Annotated in this window: 14 protein-coding genes; 13 read left to right on the top strand and 1 reads right to left on the bottom strand. The window is 62.4% G+C overall.

What is annotated here, in order from left to right:
• The 13 genes from AC1DZE_RS11385 to AC1DZE_RS11325 all read left to right on the top strand — a co-directional run bounded on the left by AC1DZE_RS11385 (position 1) and on the right by AC1DZE_RS11325 (position 14449).
• A complete protein-coding gene (locus AC1DZE_RS11385) occupies positions 1 to 399 on the top strand; it encodes a DUF4150 domain-containing protein (protein WP_348049148.1) in 399 nt (132 codons plus the stop codon).
• A 2-nt stretch (positions 400 to 401) separates the two neighbouring features.
• Entirely contained in the window at positions 402 to 872 is a 471-nt protein-coding gene (locus tag AC1DZE_RS11380) for a hypothetical protein (RefSeq protein ID WP_477671744.1), read from the top strand.
• An 11-nt stretch (positions 873 to 883) separates the two neighbouring features.
• On the top strand, positions 884 to 2356 hold the full coding sequence (tssK, locus tag AC1DZE_RS11375) for a type VI secretion system baseplate subunit TssK (protein WP_477671745.1): 1473 nt from the start codon (positions 884 to 886) through the stop codon (positions 2354 to 2356).
• Positions 2357 to 2367: 11 nt separating this feature from the next.
• Positions 2368 to 3120, top strand: coding sequence for a DotU family type IV/VI secretion system protein (locus AC1DZE_RS11370; protein ID WP_477671746.1), 753 nt, complete (start codon positions 2368 to 2370; stop codon positions 3118 to 3120).
• Positions 3121 to 3130: 10 nt separating this feature from the next.
• Entirely contained in the window at positions 3131 to 7099 is a 3969-nt protein-coding gene (locus tag AC1DZE_RS11365; RefSeq protein ID WP_477700041.1) for a type VI secretion system protein, read from the top strand.
• On the top strand, positions 7096 to 8226 hold the full coding sequence (gene tssA, locus AC1DZE_RS11360; RefSeq protein WP_477669973.1) for a type VI secretion system protein TssA: 1131 nt from the start codon (positions 7096 to 7098) through the stop codon (positions 8224 to 8226). The genes AC1DZE_RS11365 and tssA overlap by 4 nt, the downstream gene beginning before the upstream one ends.
• Positions 8223 to 10382, top strand: coding sequence for a GNAT family N-acetyltransferase (locus tag AC1DZE_RS11355; RefSeq protein ID WP_477669972.1), 2160 nt, complete (start codon positions 8223 to 8225; stop codon positions 10380 to 10382). The genes tssA and AC1DZE_RS11355 overlap by 4 nt, the downstream gene beginning before the upstream one ends.
• 29 nt (positions 10383 to 10411) lie before the next feature.
• The gene (locus AC1DZE_RS11350) at positions 10412 to 10660 is read left to right on the top strand and encodes a hypothetical protein (protein ID WP_477669971.1); all 249 of its coding nucleotides are present in this window, start codon (positions 10412 to 10414) and stop codon (positions 10658 to 10660) included.
• Positions 10661 to 10673: 13 nt separating this feature from the next.
• A complete protein-coding gene (locus AC1DZE_RS11345; RefSeq protein ID WP_477669970.1) occupies positions 10674 to 11345 on the top strand; it encodes a hypothetical protein in 672 nt (223 codons plus the stop codon).
• A gap of 52 nt (positions 11346 to 11397) precedes the next feature.
• Positions 11398 to 12066 carry a hypothetical protein gene (locus AC1DZE_RS11340; protein ID WP_477669969.1) on the top strand — a complete coding sequence of 223 codons (669 nt, stop codon included), beginning with the start codon at positions 11398 to 11400 and terminating at the stop codon, positions 12064 to 12066.
• A gap of 228 nt (positions 12067 to 12294) precedes the next feature.
• The gene (locus AC1DZE_RS11335) at positions 12295 to 13080 is read left to right on the top strand and encodes a hypothetical protein (protein WP_477669968.1); all 786 of its coding nucleotides are present in this window, start codon (positions 12295 to 12297) and stop codon (positions 13078 to 13080) included.
• A 196-nt stretch (positions 13081 to 13276) separates the two neighbouring features.
• Entirely contained in the window at positions 13277 to 14104 is an 828-nt protein-coding gene (locus AC1DZE_RS11330; protein WP_477669967.1) for a hypothetical protein, read from the top strand.
• Between the two features lie 60 nt (positions 14105 to 14164).
• Positions 14165 to 14449 (top strand): 7(1) septoil knot domain-containing protein, encoded by a 285-nt coding sequence (locus AC1DZE_RS11325; protein ID WP_477669966.1) that lies wholly within the window; start codon positions 14165 to 14167, stop codon positions 14447 to 14449.
• A 4-nt stretch (positions 14450 to 14453) separates the two neighbouring features.
• Here the strand turns inward: AC1DZE_RS11325 and AC1DZE_RS11320 are convergent, their stop codons facing one another.
• Complete coding sequence (locus tag AC1DZE_RS11320; protein WP_477669965.1) at positions 14454 to 15020, bottom strand: SPOR domain-containing protein; 567 nt, start codon at positions 15018 to 15020, stop codon at positions 14454 to 14456.
• Positions 15021 to 15028: the final 8 nt, after the last annotated feature.

Genomic DNA, 15028 nt, shown 5'->3' with positions numbered 1-15028 from the left:
ATGTTCGCCAATACGAACCTCTGCGTCATCAATTTCGCGTTTCCCGACGTCTGTCTGGTGCCTACGCCGGTGGGGCCGGTGCCCATTCCGTTTCCCAATATCGTCATCACGATTTCGCACATTCCTTCGCAAGCCTGCGTGATCATCGGCGGCGGACTCGCTGAAAACCTGGTGACGCAGGGCACGTTGAGCAACGGCGACGAGCCTGGCGTCAACCTGGGCGTGGTTTCGGGCATGGAAATTGGGCCGGACCGATACCTCATGGGTAGCTTCAAGGTCGCGATGGGCGGTGTGTTTGCGACACGGCTGACCAGTGTGGTCGGGCAGAACGGCATGATAGGCAACGCGATCGGTATGTCGATCACACCTTCGCAGGTATGCGTGATGGTGCTGGGATGATCATGCGCATCGTCAACGCTTTTCTCGGCACAGCGGCATTGCTGGCTGTTTCCGGCTGCGGTTTTATCAGCTACGCGCTGGACTACAGCCCCACTACGCCGCTAAAGACGCTGAACATCGTCGCTGAATTCGATGCCAATCAGAATATGGGAACCGAGGTCGACCTGGTGTTTGTCTTCGACAAGAACGCGGCGGCCGTCTTGCCGAAGACCTCACCCGACTGGTTTGCCAATCGCGACGCGCTGCAAGCCGGTCTGGCCAGCGGCATCGCAGTGCTTGGTGTGCAGGTTGTCCCTGGCAGCACGGTCACCAACCAGCCCCTGCCCAGTGGTTATGGCAAGGCCGTCTATGTCTACAGCTACGCAAGCTATGTGAGCGCCGGCGGTCAGGCTGTCGCCAACATCACTGCCTACAAATGCGCTTTGATCACACTGCGTAGCACGCAGATCAGCTATACGAGCTGCCTTTCATGATTGGAGAACCCATGCCCGAAACCATTTCAGCGCCTAAAGCCGCCCAGCCTGCGGCGAAACTGTTCTCAGCTGCGGCTGGCCCGGCCTTGCCCGACAGTGTCCAGTGGATCGAAGGGATGCTGCTGTCACCCCAGCATTTCCAGCAAAGCGATGTTTACTGGCAGGAGCAGTTGAGGTACCGGCTGTCGTGCGTCGCGCCGGATTTCTGGGGATTGAGCCTGCTGCAGCTGGATATGGTGAAGCTCAAGGCCGGTATCGTCGCAATCAAACGGCTTGAATGCATCATGCCCGACGGCACGCCGGTTGTGTTTCCTGGCTCGTACACCGGAAAAGCGCTCGAACTTGATGTCACCGCGCAGTTGCAGCGCACGCCGGATGGGGTGCGGTTGTCGCTGATCATGCCCGTGAGGGGCAACGCCTCCAATCACTGGAATACGACACCGGCACGCAATGAGGTTGTGCACGGCCTGGTATCGCTTGACGAGAACACCCTGACCGGATCGGTGCCGGTCGACCGCCTGCGGCCGGCGATATCGCTGTCAGCCGAAGTCGCAGCCCCGGCCGGCTACGAGGTGTGCCCCTTGTTCGAGTTGTTCCGGCGCGAAGAAAACAGGCATGTCGAATTCAAGCCCTACCACCCACCCATGCTGTGCTGGCAGGCCGGCGATTTTCTCAAGGCAACCGGCTTGCGGCACCGGCTTCAGCTGCTCAATGAAGCGCTGTGGCTCAAGCTGCGCGAATTGGGCGCCAACCGGGAAAGCGACGGCCCCGAGGACGATGAATTGCAGGGTGCCCATTTCCGCAAGCACCTGGAGATGGCCCGGCGGCTGGCTGCCGTGCTGCCTCAGTTCAGCCTCATCGTGCAGCGCCCCGAGTCGAGCCCGCGCGCGGTCTACGACAGCCTGGCGCTCCTGCTTGGCGCGATGGCATCGTTCGGCGCCAATCCCATCCCGCCGGTGCTGGACGCTTATCAGCACGATGACTGTTCGCCGCAGTTCCGGCGTGCGCTGGACTATGTGGTGCGCAAGCTCAGCTATATCAATACCAGTTTCGAGCTGCAGCCGTTTGAACGCCATGCCGACGGCACATTTACACATGTGTTGCCTCCTGACGCGGGTGAACAACTGCTTGTCGAGCTCAGGCCGCAAGGCGGCCAGGGCCTGGGGGCCGATGGCCGCGCGTCACTGGAACGCTGGTTGCTTGACGCCTGCATTGCGAGCGAGGCGTTGCTGCCTGCCGCAGCCCGGCTGCGCGTGACTGCAAGGCCACGCCTTTTGACCGCCGAGGAACTTGCGAAGCGCAACCTTCGCTCGGGGGCCGCCTTGTTTGCAGTCGACAACCAGGTGCTGCAGCTCAAGGAGGGCGAGACCAGACTGTTCGGCCCGGGACAAAACCTCGTCATTAGCGGTGACAAGAAGTCACCGGGAACCCCGCCCGCAATGATTCTGCTTTATCGTCCGCGCGCCGCAGGCACGCGGACCTGAAAGACGCAGCCATGCAGCCGGTCGCTTTGCCCGAAATGCCGCTCCTGAGCTGCTTTGCGCAGTTCTATGAGGAGGTTGCGCGCGTGCGGCAGGAAAGCGAACGCGGGTCGCTGCAAGCCTACCTGGGGGTCTCCGGTGCGGCACCGGCCGAGCCGGCCGAACTCGCGGGCCGTGTGAGCCTGCGCCTGGCCGACCTTCTGGCCGGCCAGGCACGCGATATGCGGGCTACCGCGAGTGAGGCGCAGCAACGCGCCTATACGGCAGCCAGCTATGTGATGGTGGTGCTGGCTGACGAGATATTCATCCTTGAACTCTCGTGGCCGGCGCAGGACGCCTGGCTCGAGGTTTTGCTTGAGCACCGGCAGTTCGGTTCGCGCCAGGCCGGGCGACGCTTCTTCGACATGGCGGAGCAGGTGCTGGCTGTGGTGTCCCGATCCAATCTGCATCGCGATCTCGCCGCCTGCTTTCTGCTCGCGCTGCAGCTTGGGTTCAAGGGAATGCACCGGGGAGCGCAGGGCCAGCTGTTCCTGGACACGCTGCGCCAGCGACTGTACCGTTTTGTCAACGGCCGACCGGCAGAGTCTGACGGCAGGCTGTTTGTGCAAGCCTATGAACACACGGTCAAGTCGACTGCCGATGCACGGGTCGCGCCCCTTCGCCCGTGGTTGCGTCTGGCGATGGGCTATGCATTTGGCTTTGTGCTGGTGTCGTCGGCGCTCTGGCTATGGCTGATCCAGCCGCTGGTCAAGGTTGCGGGTGTCTGAGATGAGCAGCATGAACAGCAGTACCTGGTTTGGCGTGCTTGCTGCGGTCGCGGCAGTATTCGGCATTCTGGTGTTGTGGCTGATCGTGCGCTCGCGCCGGGCCAAATTGATCGTGGCCACCGGCGCCATCAAGCCGGTTTTGGCGGGGAGTTTCTGGCGAACGTGCTGGCAGTCGTTCCTGGCCTGGTTGCGCGGGCTGCGTACCGTGCTGTCCAGAACCGCACGGGAGCGCTACCAGCAAACCTGGGTCATCCTGATTGGACAGGCCGGCGCTGGTAAAAGCAGCTTGATCGCTTCGTTGCACCAGGTCCAGCAACGGCCAGACGCACAGGCGGCGATGATCGCCGGCGTGCCCCACACAGCCTGGCATAGCCTGGCACAGGGTGAACTCATAGACCCGCAAGGCAAGCTCAGCGCTGCCGGTCAAACCGGGCCCGACGCGGCAGATTGGCAAACCGTGCTGCGCGGACTCGTCCACCTGCGCCCCGAACGTGCACTTGACGGGGCACTATTGGTGGTTTCCTCCCGCAACTTGCTGGGCATGGGCCGTGAGAGTGTGCTTCAACTCGCGCTCGATGCCCGGCGACAGCTCGATGACCTGCGTGCCGCCACCAGCCTGGCCTTGCCGGTCTACGTGATCGTCAGCCAGTGCGACGCGGTCGATGGATTTGCTCCGTACTGGCGTCTGCAGGGGCGTTCGCAGAGGGCAGGCATGTTTGGCTGGTCGGCGCGCGACGGCCTGTTGCAGTCCGGCCCGGTCCAGTGGATTGACGAGGCATTTGTTGACATCGGTGAACGACTCAAGGAAATCCAGGTAGAGGCCGCTGCGGCCCAGGAGCAGATTGCCGACGCTGATGCATTTTTTCTGTTTCCGAGGCATTTCGAGCGTTTGCATGCGCCCTTGCGCGATTACCTGGCCGAGGTCTTTCACGACACGGCGACGACGCAGCCTGCACTGTGCCGAGGTGTCTATTTCACGGGCTGCATCGAAGACACCGGCGCGCCAGCAGGCATGCCGCGTGCCGATATCTCGTTTTCCGAAGACGTCCTGACGCAGAAGGCGTTGGGGGAATGCGGGCTGGCGCGCGCCACGCTGGCATCATTCTGGTCGCGTGAGCCGGGGCTGCTGCGGCTTCAGCAAGCCTGCATCGTGCTGGCCGGGTTGCTGCTGTTGGCGCTGGTGTTATCGGGCTGGCGGCTGCAGCGCCAGGTTGATGGTCTGGGTCGCAGCATCGCCGCTCTCTACCAGTCGCAGGCGCTGGCAGATGCACAGGAGAGCTGCGCCGGCCGCCCATTGATTGACGATGCGCTGTCCCGGGCCTCGGCCCTCGATATCGACCTGGTGTTCGCGACGATGCCGTTGTCCTGGGTAGATCGGCGTGCCAGCAACAACGCGGTGCAGGCTGTCTCCAGTACCGTGATGGCGCGCACGGTGTTTCCGGCACTGGCTTGCGGCCTGCAGGCGCGGGTCGCGCGGCTCGACGCTGGTCTGGTCGCGGCGTCCGAGCCGACGCTTGCCGGTATCACAGTCAACAACTCGGCGTATGCCAAAACCCGTGCCAACCTGAAGGTGCTTGCGCTGGAGGTGAACAACCTGGAAGACAAGCTCCAGCGTTTCGCACGCTTGACTGCCATACCCGCCGAATCCACCGTCCGCAAGCTGGATGATCTCAACCTGATTTATCTCTACGTCTACGGAGCGGGCTTGCCCCTTGCTGCGGCGCGGCCCGGCGGCGTGGTTGCCGCTTCGCTCGAGCAAGTGCCTTACAGCGGCGTGGTGAATGTGCCCGAGCGTTCGCGCGGCAACTGGGCGCGCCAGTTGGCGAATTCCAGCCGGCAACTGCATGTCGATTTGCTTGCTGAGGCCTCGATGGGCCCCAGCCTCCTGGCCAAGGTTGATCCGGCAAAAGGGCCGCTTGTTGACAACACCAGGCGGTTCACCTCATGGCTGGTCTGGGTCGCCAAATCATGGGTGCCATCGGACCCGAACAACAACCCTTGCGCCGATGACGCGAAGGAACTGCGGCAACTGCTGTCGCCCCTCGTGACGCAGTACAGCTATCCGAAAGACCTGTTGGCAGGTGACGGCGGTTTTGATGAGGCAAGGTGCTACAACCCGGCCATGCAGGTGCTGCGCGGCATGCAGCTTTCGCCCTACGGGCCTCTGCTCATCGCACAGGGCCAGAGTCTCGTCATGAATCCGGCACTGTCGGCAGAGGTACGCGGCCTCGAAAGCCTGCTACAGCAGACTTTCATGCAGGTCCGGAACCCGCAGGCCTTCGCCTGCGTGAGTTCAGCGCCGGGCTGGCGCCTGGCAGACCTCGGCCGGTCCATGAATTACGCTGCTGATTACCAGCGATTCGCAGCAGGCCAGGGACTGCCGCCTCTCGGTGCGCCGGCAACCAGCAGGCCGCTGTTCGACCGGCTTGCGAGGGCGCAGCTTGAGCAGGTCATGAATGACGCGATGCGCTCGGCGCAGTCGGCGGCAACTGAGTCGTTCGTGCTTCAGGGACTTGACGCGGTCTCGGCGGCAGACCAGCAGCTTTTGCAGCAGAGTGGTGATTTTTCGCGCGCACTGGATCCGCTGATCGGCAACCTGCGGCTCTATACCCAGTTCGGCTTTACAGCGAGCGCAGGACGCGTTTCACAGTGCGCGCGGGACTTTTCATCGGATGCTCTGGGCCGCGTCTCAGGCCTTGTGAGTGGCAGCCGGCTTTATGACCCCGAGGCCGGTCCTGCCGACGGCCTGCTCGTGAACCTGGGCACCACACCGGTGATACGCGACTACCTCGCGCGGCAGGTTGCGCGCGCGCAGGTACTCGCTGGCTACGCTGATCCTTTCGTGAATCTGTTGCGCAACACTGACGGCGTCAACGATGCGCAGCGCGACAACGCGCAAACCTTGCCGTACTGGAGTAATACGATCAATGAGGTCACCAGTTACGTGCAGTTCAAGGATCCGGGCAAGCAAGTCGGCGCGCTCGACACGCTTTTCCTCAAGACCATTGCCGATCTCACCTATGCGAACTGTGGCAAGGTGCTGGCGGCCTACCAGCCAGCCGACTACGGCAACGACATGTTCTCGGAGAGGCGGCGCGACCTGATTGCGCAACTGAATCTGCGCTGTGTCGATCGTCGTACCGAACAGGCAACCACTGCCTACGATGCCCTGGCCAAACGGTTCAACAGCCGGCTCAAGGGGCGGTTTCCGTTCGGCGAGACCAGCAGTCCGGACGCCTCGCTGGCTGAGGTACAGACCTTCTTCAGTGACTACGCGGCACAACGTGAATCGCTGCAACAGTCGCTGTCAAGCCTGAGCAGCCCTGGCTGGGTCGTTTCGGCACGCGGGTTCCTCAGTGAACTTGATGCAGCCGATCAGTTTCTGCGGCCAGGCTTGGGTATAGGCGCAGCACCGCAGCCTCTAAAGCTCGACATCACTTTCCGTGCGCTACCCCAGGAGTCGCCTGGCAGTGAACAGGTCGTGAGCTGGGTTGTGAGCTCAGGTTCACGGGTGGCGAGCTATCCGGGTGGAAAGCCGTCAACCGTGGATTGGAGCTACGGCCAGGTGCTCGCGCTTGATCTGAATTGGGCCGAGCTGTCTGTTTGGCGACCGGCTGCTTACCCGGCGCAAAGCGGCTACCGGGCCGAAGGCAGCACAGCTTCGTTTACTGAAAGCGGCAACTGGGCGCTGCTGCGCATGCTGCAGCGCTACCAGCCTGCGCCGGCACGACCGGCCGATCCCCTCAAGCCCGGCAAGGCATTGCTCGAATTCAGCGTGCCGATACAGCGCACGACCCAGGCGACACCCACAGCAGCCCCGGTTGTCACGACGGGCCAGGCCACGTTCTACCTCGGCTTGACCCTGTCTGGCACCGATCCGAAATCCCAGGCCAGTACCAGCCTGGTCTGGCCGGGACCTTTCCCCAAGTCTGCACCGCAGCGGCAAGATGTTTCCACGCAAAAGCGAGCAAAACCATGAACACTGAATTGATGACCCGATCACAGCGTTACTTCGGCGAACGGCTTGGATGTTCGCTCGAGACCCTGCTCGACCCGATCGACGCGGGCAATCCCGCCGGTTATTCGGTCAAAGGCAATGGTGTCTACAACACCATCCAGAACGCCAGACGCGAGGACGATGCGAGTTTGCCGTTGGGTCCGTGGGAGCACAAGCTCAAGCGAGCGGACTGGCCAGTGGTGAGCCGTGTCGCCACCGAGGCCCTTTGTTCCAAATCCAAGGACCTGCAGGTCGCTGCCTGGCTGCTTGAGGCCGAAGTGAACCAGCATGGGTTTTCTGCGATAGCTCCCAGCCTTTTGCTGCTTGATGGCTTGTTGCGTGATTACTGGGACGATCTCTACCCCCAGGACGCTGATTCCGGCGGCGAACACCGAGCCAACATCCTGCGTTCGCTCAACAACCGTTTGCCGTTTGTGCTCAAGCAGCTCGCCATGACTTCAACGGGCATGCATCGCAATTACAACCTCGCCGATTGGGAAGTTGCCATGCACCGCGAACGACTGGCCCCGGCCGCCGCGGCCGCAGCTAGCAGCGCTGATGAGGAGGAGCATGCCAGCACGGAAACGATCACTGCAGCGATGGCCGCGACGCCCCTGGCCTGGTATCAGGCGCTGCACCAGCAGTTGAATGATGCGCTGGGAGCGATGCAACTGCTCAGGGACAGCATCGACCGCCATTTCGCGGTGGACGGACCGAGTCTGTCGGCGCTGGCCGGCTTGCTGGCTCAACTGCACGCATTGGCCGAATCTGAGCTGCAGCGGCGCGGGATAAAGCTGGCGACGGTGAGCGGGGATTCCGAGCCGGGGCCTGGCACCGTTGCGGGGTCCGACGAAACGGTCATTGTGGGTGACCAGATGTGGGCCATCGATGACCGGCGCCAGGTTTACGCAATGTTGGAGCAACTGGTGGAGGCGTTGCTGAAGATGGATCCGCACAGCCCGGCGCCTTACCTGATACGCCGTGCGATCGAATGGGGACGGCTCAACACCGCAGAGCTCTACAAGGAAGTGTTTATCCGTCTTGGCGGCCAACTCAATATCTTCGAATTGGTAGGGCTTGAAACACCCGCAGCGCGGGAGGAAACATGATCGCATCATCTGAACCCCAAGGGCTTCTCGTACCGGTTTCCCTGGGGACTGATCCGTCGACCCCGTCAGTGGCGATGGATATCGCCGCTTCGGTCTGGAAAAACCTTTGCGAACTGCCGTCCCTTCTATTTAAGGAGCGTTCGGGCATTGCTGCCGCCCTGACCGGCCCGCGCTTGGGGCGCGCCTGGGCGCGTGCCGTAGTTATGTACTGGAGCAGGCTTGAACGCCTGGGCAGCCTGGATTTGTCGCAACCACTCTACATCCTGAACGTGGGTCCGGATGACGGCGCCCTGGCTGCGATGGTGTTGACCACTTTGCGCGATGAGATGCATGCCTGCGGCATGCTCGGCTGGCCCGTCCGGTATGTGCTGTGCCCGCTGGCCGGTGAAGAACCGGCACTGGCGCTGCTCAAACAGCCGGCACTTCAGCCTTTTGTCGCGCGCGGCTGGCTTGACCAGGCGAGCTGGCAGGCTCGGCGCGGCCACCCGCTTTTGCTCGGTGCGAACCGCTTTGCCCTGTTCGGGTCACGCAACCCGGTGGTCGCGATGACGGCAGGCGGGTTCTCCGCATTGCCGGCAGAACTGTACGGTGTGCACTACGGCGAACTATTGCAGGCGCGGGTTCAGGCGCAGCCAGGCAGCGAAGGCCGTTTTGCGCTGGTTTCCGAATGGCAGGCTTTGGCGGAGGATGAGCTTGCCTCAGCCGCTTCCGCGCTGCTGGGCCATTACCGCGCCAGCCTGATCAGTGCCACTGTTCTGCTTTCAAACGCCGCACTGTCCCTGCTGGATGCGCTTGCCGATTTTTCTGCCGGACGCTATTTGCTGCTGGCGGCAGACCAGGGAGTCGCCGATGAGCGGCAGATCAGGCTTAACTGCATGGCGCTTCCTGAACAACTCGCTCCTGGTGAACTGGGACTGCCGGTCAATTTCCATGCGCTTGGCATGCATCAGGAAAGCGCCGGCGCACATGTTGCGCATCTGGAGTGGGGCGCATCGGGATGCATTCAGCATATGGCCTGCCGCGACGATGCCATCGGCATGGATGCCGCAAGCTGGAGCAGTCTGGTCGAGACGGTAGATGAAGACCATCCAGCGGAGCGCTGGTGGCACGGGGCTCCCCACAGTCCTGTGGAGAGCGTTGACGAAATCAATTTTCGCCTTCGCTGCTCGGGTCATGATCCCTGGGCTCTCCAATCCATCCTCGACAGCCTTGATCTTCGCCTGCTGGACGCTGCGGACGAAGGTGCACTGCAAACACTGCACCGCAGCCTGACACGCACGTGGCAGCACATGACACAGCGTCAGCGTTGTGATGCCGGGACAGGCCTGGCACGCCTGCTGGTGCATGTGGGTCAGTGGGCGCTGGCGCGTGATGTGCTCGCCGAAACTCCCGACAGCGATTCGCCGACGGCTTCTCGCATCGATCAGCTGCTGCTGCGTGCGCGGCTGGAGGCGGAAACCGGGCGCAGCGCCACTGCATTGCGCGTCGTACGGGAATGTCTGCGCCTGGATGCCGGTCATCCTGAGGCACAAGGCATGCATGAGCTGCTGGAGCGCCGGCTGGCCAATTGGCAGGCCAGCAACTGGTATGAAGCCGACGCGCTGCGCGACGATGAGCTCTCGCTCGAGCCACTTGATGTCCTGCATATCCCGGCATGGCTGCATCAATACCGGGACCCGAACATCGCCGTGGTGGCCGGATTGCCGCCAATTACGTGTGAAGCAGAGGCGCAAACCTATCTTGCCCATGTAGGCGGCAGCGAGGGGACCGAATATGCAGTGGTTCACCGGAATTTAGGTTTTGTCGGTGCCGTCGGTTTGCGCCGCGAGGCCGATATGGCGCATATCCATTTCTGGATAGGTGTCGAGCATCAAGGCACTGGCTTTGGTGCGCGTGCGGTGCGGCTGCTGACGGCAAGCCTCGCCGGTGGCCCGGTGCGGCACCTGTTCACCTCGGTACACGAGGGCAACACGCGCTCGCACCGGCTGCTTGAAAAAGCCGGTTTTGACACGCTCGGGCACGAGTCGCGCGGCGACGATGTGGGTTACCGGTTCATGCACCTCGCGCTGCCTGGCGCGCTTGCCTGCACTCACGACGAACTCGAGCGCCGGCTCGCGGCCGTGTGCGAATGCATCGGGGAGCCGCTGGTGCGTTGACTCTGTTTTCAACCGAAGGAGAAGAAACCATGGAATGCAAAGGAAGGGTTGGAGAGATCGGCAAAAGCAAGCTCGAACCGGCGCGAAGCTGTCACCCGAAAGTCAAGCAGCCCAAGCTCGAGATCGGTAGCCATGCGCGGCAATTGACCTGCAAGAAGGCGTCATCGGGCGCATTGGTGGAGGTCGACCATATGAGCCCCGGCTCGTTGCATCAGGCAATCGGTTACTCGATGAAGGGCGGCGCCGCCTGGACCTTCCTGAAGCATTTTCAACCCTAACTGGAGATCGACCATGGCAGCCAGCCGCAAACGCAAAGCCGACCAGATCAGCAAGGACCTGCTTGGTCCTGCTCCTAGCAACTTCCCGCCGATCAAACGCGTGAAGCAGGAGCTCGGCACGTACACGCAGCAGTCGACTTATAAAAAAACACCGTCGAAAGCGTCGGTCGAGGTCGACCATATGAGTCCCGACTCGCTGCACCAGGCCCTTGGCAGCTCGCGCAAGAGCGGTGGCGGTGCATCGTTGAGCAAGCGGCTGCCGGCCGCTGCGATGAACAAGACCCAGCACAGGCGCAAGCTCACAACCGGTAGCGGCAACGCGGTCGAGGCGCATCGGGCCTATCTGCTCAATGCGCATCACGGGCAGGTACCGTTCGCCGGCCCCATGAACACAACCCAGGACCACTACGCGGCGGCGCTTGAGGTCGAGTTCCGTTCGACCGCGACGCCGTCCACCTTGTTCGGTCAACCGACGATTCACGATCCGCGGCCGTTCGATAAGCCGTCGCAGCAGGGAGTGGTGTCGAAACTCGATGCCGAATGGGGTATGGACCGGCAGCTCGACATGCTCAAGCGCATCCAGAACACCGGGCACATCACGGGCGAGCACGAACAGCACCTGATGGATGTGGTGACCGAGCAGCGTAGTGAACTGGCTGATCTCTATAAAACGCACGGCTTTTGACACGTGGCGCGGATAACCCCGCGTTTTTTCTTAACCCACCAGGAGTTTGACCATGGCATCGAGACGGTACACAGCGGACCAGACCGCCAAGGACAGGCTGGGCCCGGCGCCCAGCAATTATGGGCCGATACGCGGCCCCAAAAAAGTCATCGGCACGCACGCGCAGCAGTCGGTCTACAAAAAGACCCCATCGAAGGCACCGGTTGAGGTCGACCACATGAGTCCCGACTCCCTGCACCAGGCAGCCGGCAGTTCGAGGAAAAGCGGCGCCGGTGCTTCTCTGAGCAAACGCCTGCCGGCTTCGGCGATGAATAAAACGCAACACCGGCGCAAGCTCACGACCGGAAGCGGTGCAGTGGTCGAGCACCACCGCGCCTACCTGCTGAACGCTCATCATGGCCAGGTACCTTTCGCCGGCCCGATGGGCACGACGCAGGACCACTACGCGGCAACGCTTGAGGTCGAGTTCCGGTCAACAGCCACACCCGCGACGCTCTTCGGCAAACCGACGATTCACGATGCCCGTCCCTTCGATAACCCTTCGCAGCAGGGCGTGGTGCCTAAAAAGGACGCAGAGTGGGGTATGGACCGCCAGCTTGAGATGCTCACGCGCATCCGGAGCACCGGACATATCGATGCCACGCATGAAAACCATCTGAAGGACGTTGTCACCGAACAGCGCGCCGGCCTCGCCGACATGTACAAGCAGGCAGGAAAATGAGAGCGCGCATCGCGCCGGGCAGGTAAAGCATGGTATGGGCCAGGATGGCGCGTCGCGCCAATTTTGCGAGGGACGCCGCCTTCAAGCCGTCGACACGTCGCTATCTCGGCTCGCTGCCTGCTGCCGCCGTTGGCGCTGGCGCGGCGCGACTCCCCGGCTTGACCTCAGCAGCCTGCGCGAAATGGCCAATGACAAGACCCTGACCGAACCGCCGCTGAGCCCTGTCCGGTGGGTGGCTGGCCCGGGCTTCACATTCTGAACCTGAAAGGAAACATCATGCTACTCAGAAAGAAAAATGCCTCTGCGCAAAACCCGGGTCCGCAGCAGGGCGTGGGCGTGCCGCCAGCCGTGAAACCACCGACAAAGACCCAGCTGGCGGTCAAGCAGCGAGCGGCGCAGGGCCGAGCGCCGCTCGACCATTGGGACATGTTTGCCAACGTTATGGCCACGCGCAATGCGTTGCCGAAATCGCATCCGAGCCACCTGTCGCTACGTGCGGTTACAAAAGCCACCGCGACTGAAGTCCATCGGGCCACTGACGGCACACTGCCGATGCCCGACAAGGTCAAGGTGAGGGACGATGCCGGTCATGCTTCGACCGGTGGCGGCTACAGCGCCAAAAAGGACAGGACGAAGCCGATCACGCTGACGATGAAAAAAGGTTACGGAAAACGTGCGCTGGAAGAGATCACTCGTGACGAGAACACGGACAGCTTTCGCAAGCTCGTTCGCACTGTTGGTCATGAGATGACACACGTCGCGCAACGTAAAAGCCCGGCAGTCATGAAGGCCACGACCAGCCCGCAACGGGAAATGGAGGCCTACGGGTCGGAGATATTGAGTCATCCGCGGCTGCCTGCACTGCAGGGCCCACAGTTGCAGTCCACTGCCAAAAAATTCAGGAAGCAGGCGGCTGAAGTGACTGATCCAGGTGGCCATCTGTCTGCGGTTGAAGAAGACCGGCGCCGCCTTGTTGCGGCACAACTCGACACCGGCCGCGGCGTCGGCATGTAGATGGCGGGGAGAAACGGGGATTCAGGCCGTCTCAAACACAGCGCAACCGGCACGCTGGCCGTGCGGGCGGCTGCGCGGCCGTTGCGCTGCAGGGCACGAGCCCGGCATGCGGCAATTTTCGCAGTCCGGAGCCAGGTTACAGATACCGGTCGTGTCACCCGGGAAAAAATATGCACGTTTTCAGAGGGAGTAAACCATGGCATCCAAACGACAAACGCCAGCGCTGTCCAAGCCGGTCACAGCGCAGTCAGGCCCGAAGACGACGCGTACGGCATCGCCTTCCACCGCTGCTCCGCCGCGAGATCTCGTACATGCGACGATGACGGTCACAGCGCCAGGCGGAGGGCGCCTGACCGGCGGCAGTGATTCGCTTTCTGTGACGGGAAAAAACACCGCCTGGGCCAAAAAACCGGTCCCGGACGGAGGCGCCGGCGTGCCGAAATACCAGGCCCGCGTGGCCTATATGAAGGCCAACCACGCGGACCATCCGCTTGCACAAAAACTCATGGACCGGCATGTCCAGCAGACTCCGGCTGAGGACAAGCGCGGACTGTCCTGTGCAGAGGGCCACAGCCTTCTCGCTGCGCACCAGGAACTTAACCAGCGCGGCAACACCCATGCGGCGGCACACCTCGACGCGTTCACGGCCGGGCTGGTACCAGCCGTGCCGGCTTATGTGCCGGCAGCTGCACCGACCTTCGGCGCCAACACAAAAAATGCGCGCAAGAACCTGCTCATGAGCAAGTACCAGGCGGCCGAGGCGACACGCGTTGCGGAACATGGCACGCTCGTGCAGCAACGCCAGGCTACGCTCGACGGCCTTGCCAAAAGCATGACCGGCATGGACAGCTGGCACGAGTACGCGGCGAAGGAGTCGTCGTTCATGGCCTGGAACGACATCCAGCAGCACGGTGCGCTGTCCGATGTGCACCACCACGCCACCAGCGAGGTCAGCGCGGGTGACGCCATGGCGTATTGTGTGAAGTGCCGTGCCGAAGTCGCCGGCGGTCTGAAACACAAATGACCCCGATCCGGCAGACCGCTCGCCGGCGGCAGCAGGAAAACCCCGATCACAAAGAAATATATGCCGCGCATCTATGAATCCCCCACGATGGGTGACGCCGACATCCGTGTCGCGCTCGTCAGTGACCTCGGCCAGGCCGACCTTCTCGTGCACCGGGTTGGCAGCTGGGGCCTGGCCACCCGCCCGTGGCTTTGGTACATGGCCCCCAAGCAGGATGCGAACCTGTACGTTTACTTTTGCTCGCTTGGCATGGCACAGCTCGCGGTCTGCTATGTCGACACCTACGGCCAGGCTGGTTGGGTCAACAAACAGCAGCGGCACCCGGTAGCGCACTTGCTGCGCTGAGTTGTTATTTGGGTGGGGGCGGCAATGCGATGGTGCCCATATTGGGTGGCAGCCCGAGCTTGAGCGAGAGGTAGTTGCGTTGGGACAATGCCTCGTCCGCGCTGCCAAAACGCCCGACGGTGACCACTGACCATGAACCGCCCGCGGGCTCGCCCATCAGGACGACCGTGCTGGTGACACCTTGTGCCTGTATTGACGAAGCCAGCTGGCTGGCAGGCTGCGCCGTCGAAAACTGTGCCGCCTGCAGCGCGAAGCTGGGAGAAGCCGTGGCCACCGTCGGCAATATCAGGCTGGCCGCAGGCAGGGGTGACGATGCCGCGACGGCCGGCGCGCTTGCCGGGGCCGCAGCGACTGTAGAAGCGGCAGCGGCGGCTGGTGTGCTGCCAGGTGTTGCGGTTGGTGTGGAAGCCGCCCCTGTACCTGGAGTGGCACGGCCCGGGATTTTCGCTCCGATTTGTTGCGCTATTTTTGCCACACCTTCCTTGAATGAGGAAGGCGCAAGCAACCCGGCGGCGAAGACCACCATGCCGAATACCAGGGTTAACAGGACAAGGCCGTACTTCGCAAGCACGCTCGGAC

This window comes from Polaromonas sp. P1_F1, from assembly GCF_056405795.1.
The sequence above is the reverse complement of the archived record's forward strand: the minus strand, read 5'-3'. Positions and strand labels throughout refer to the sequence as shown.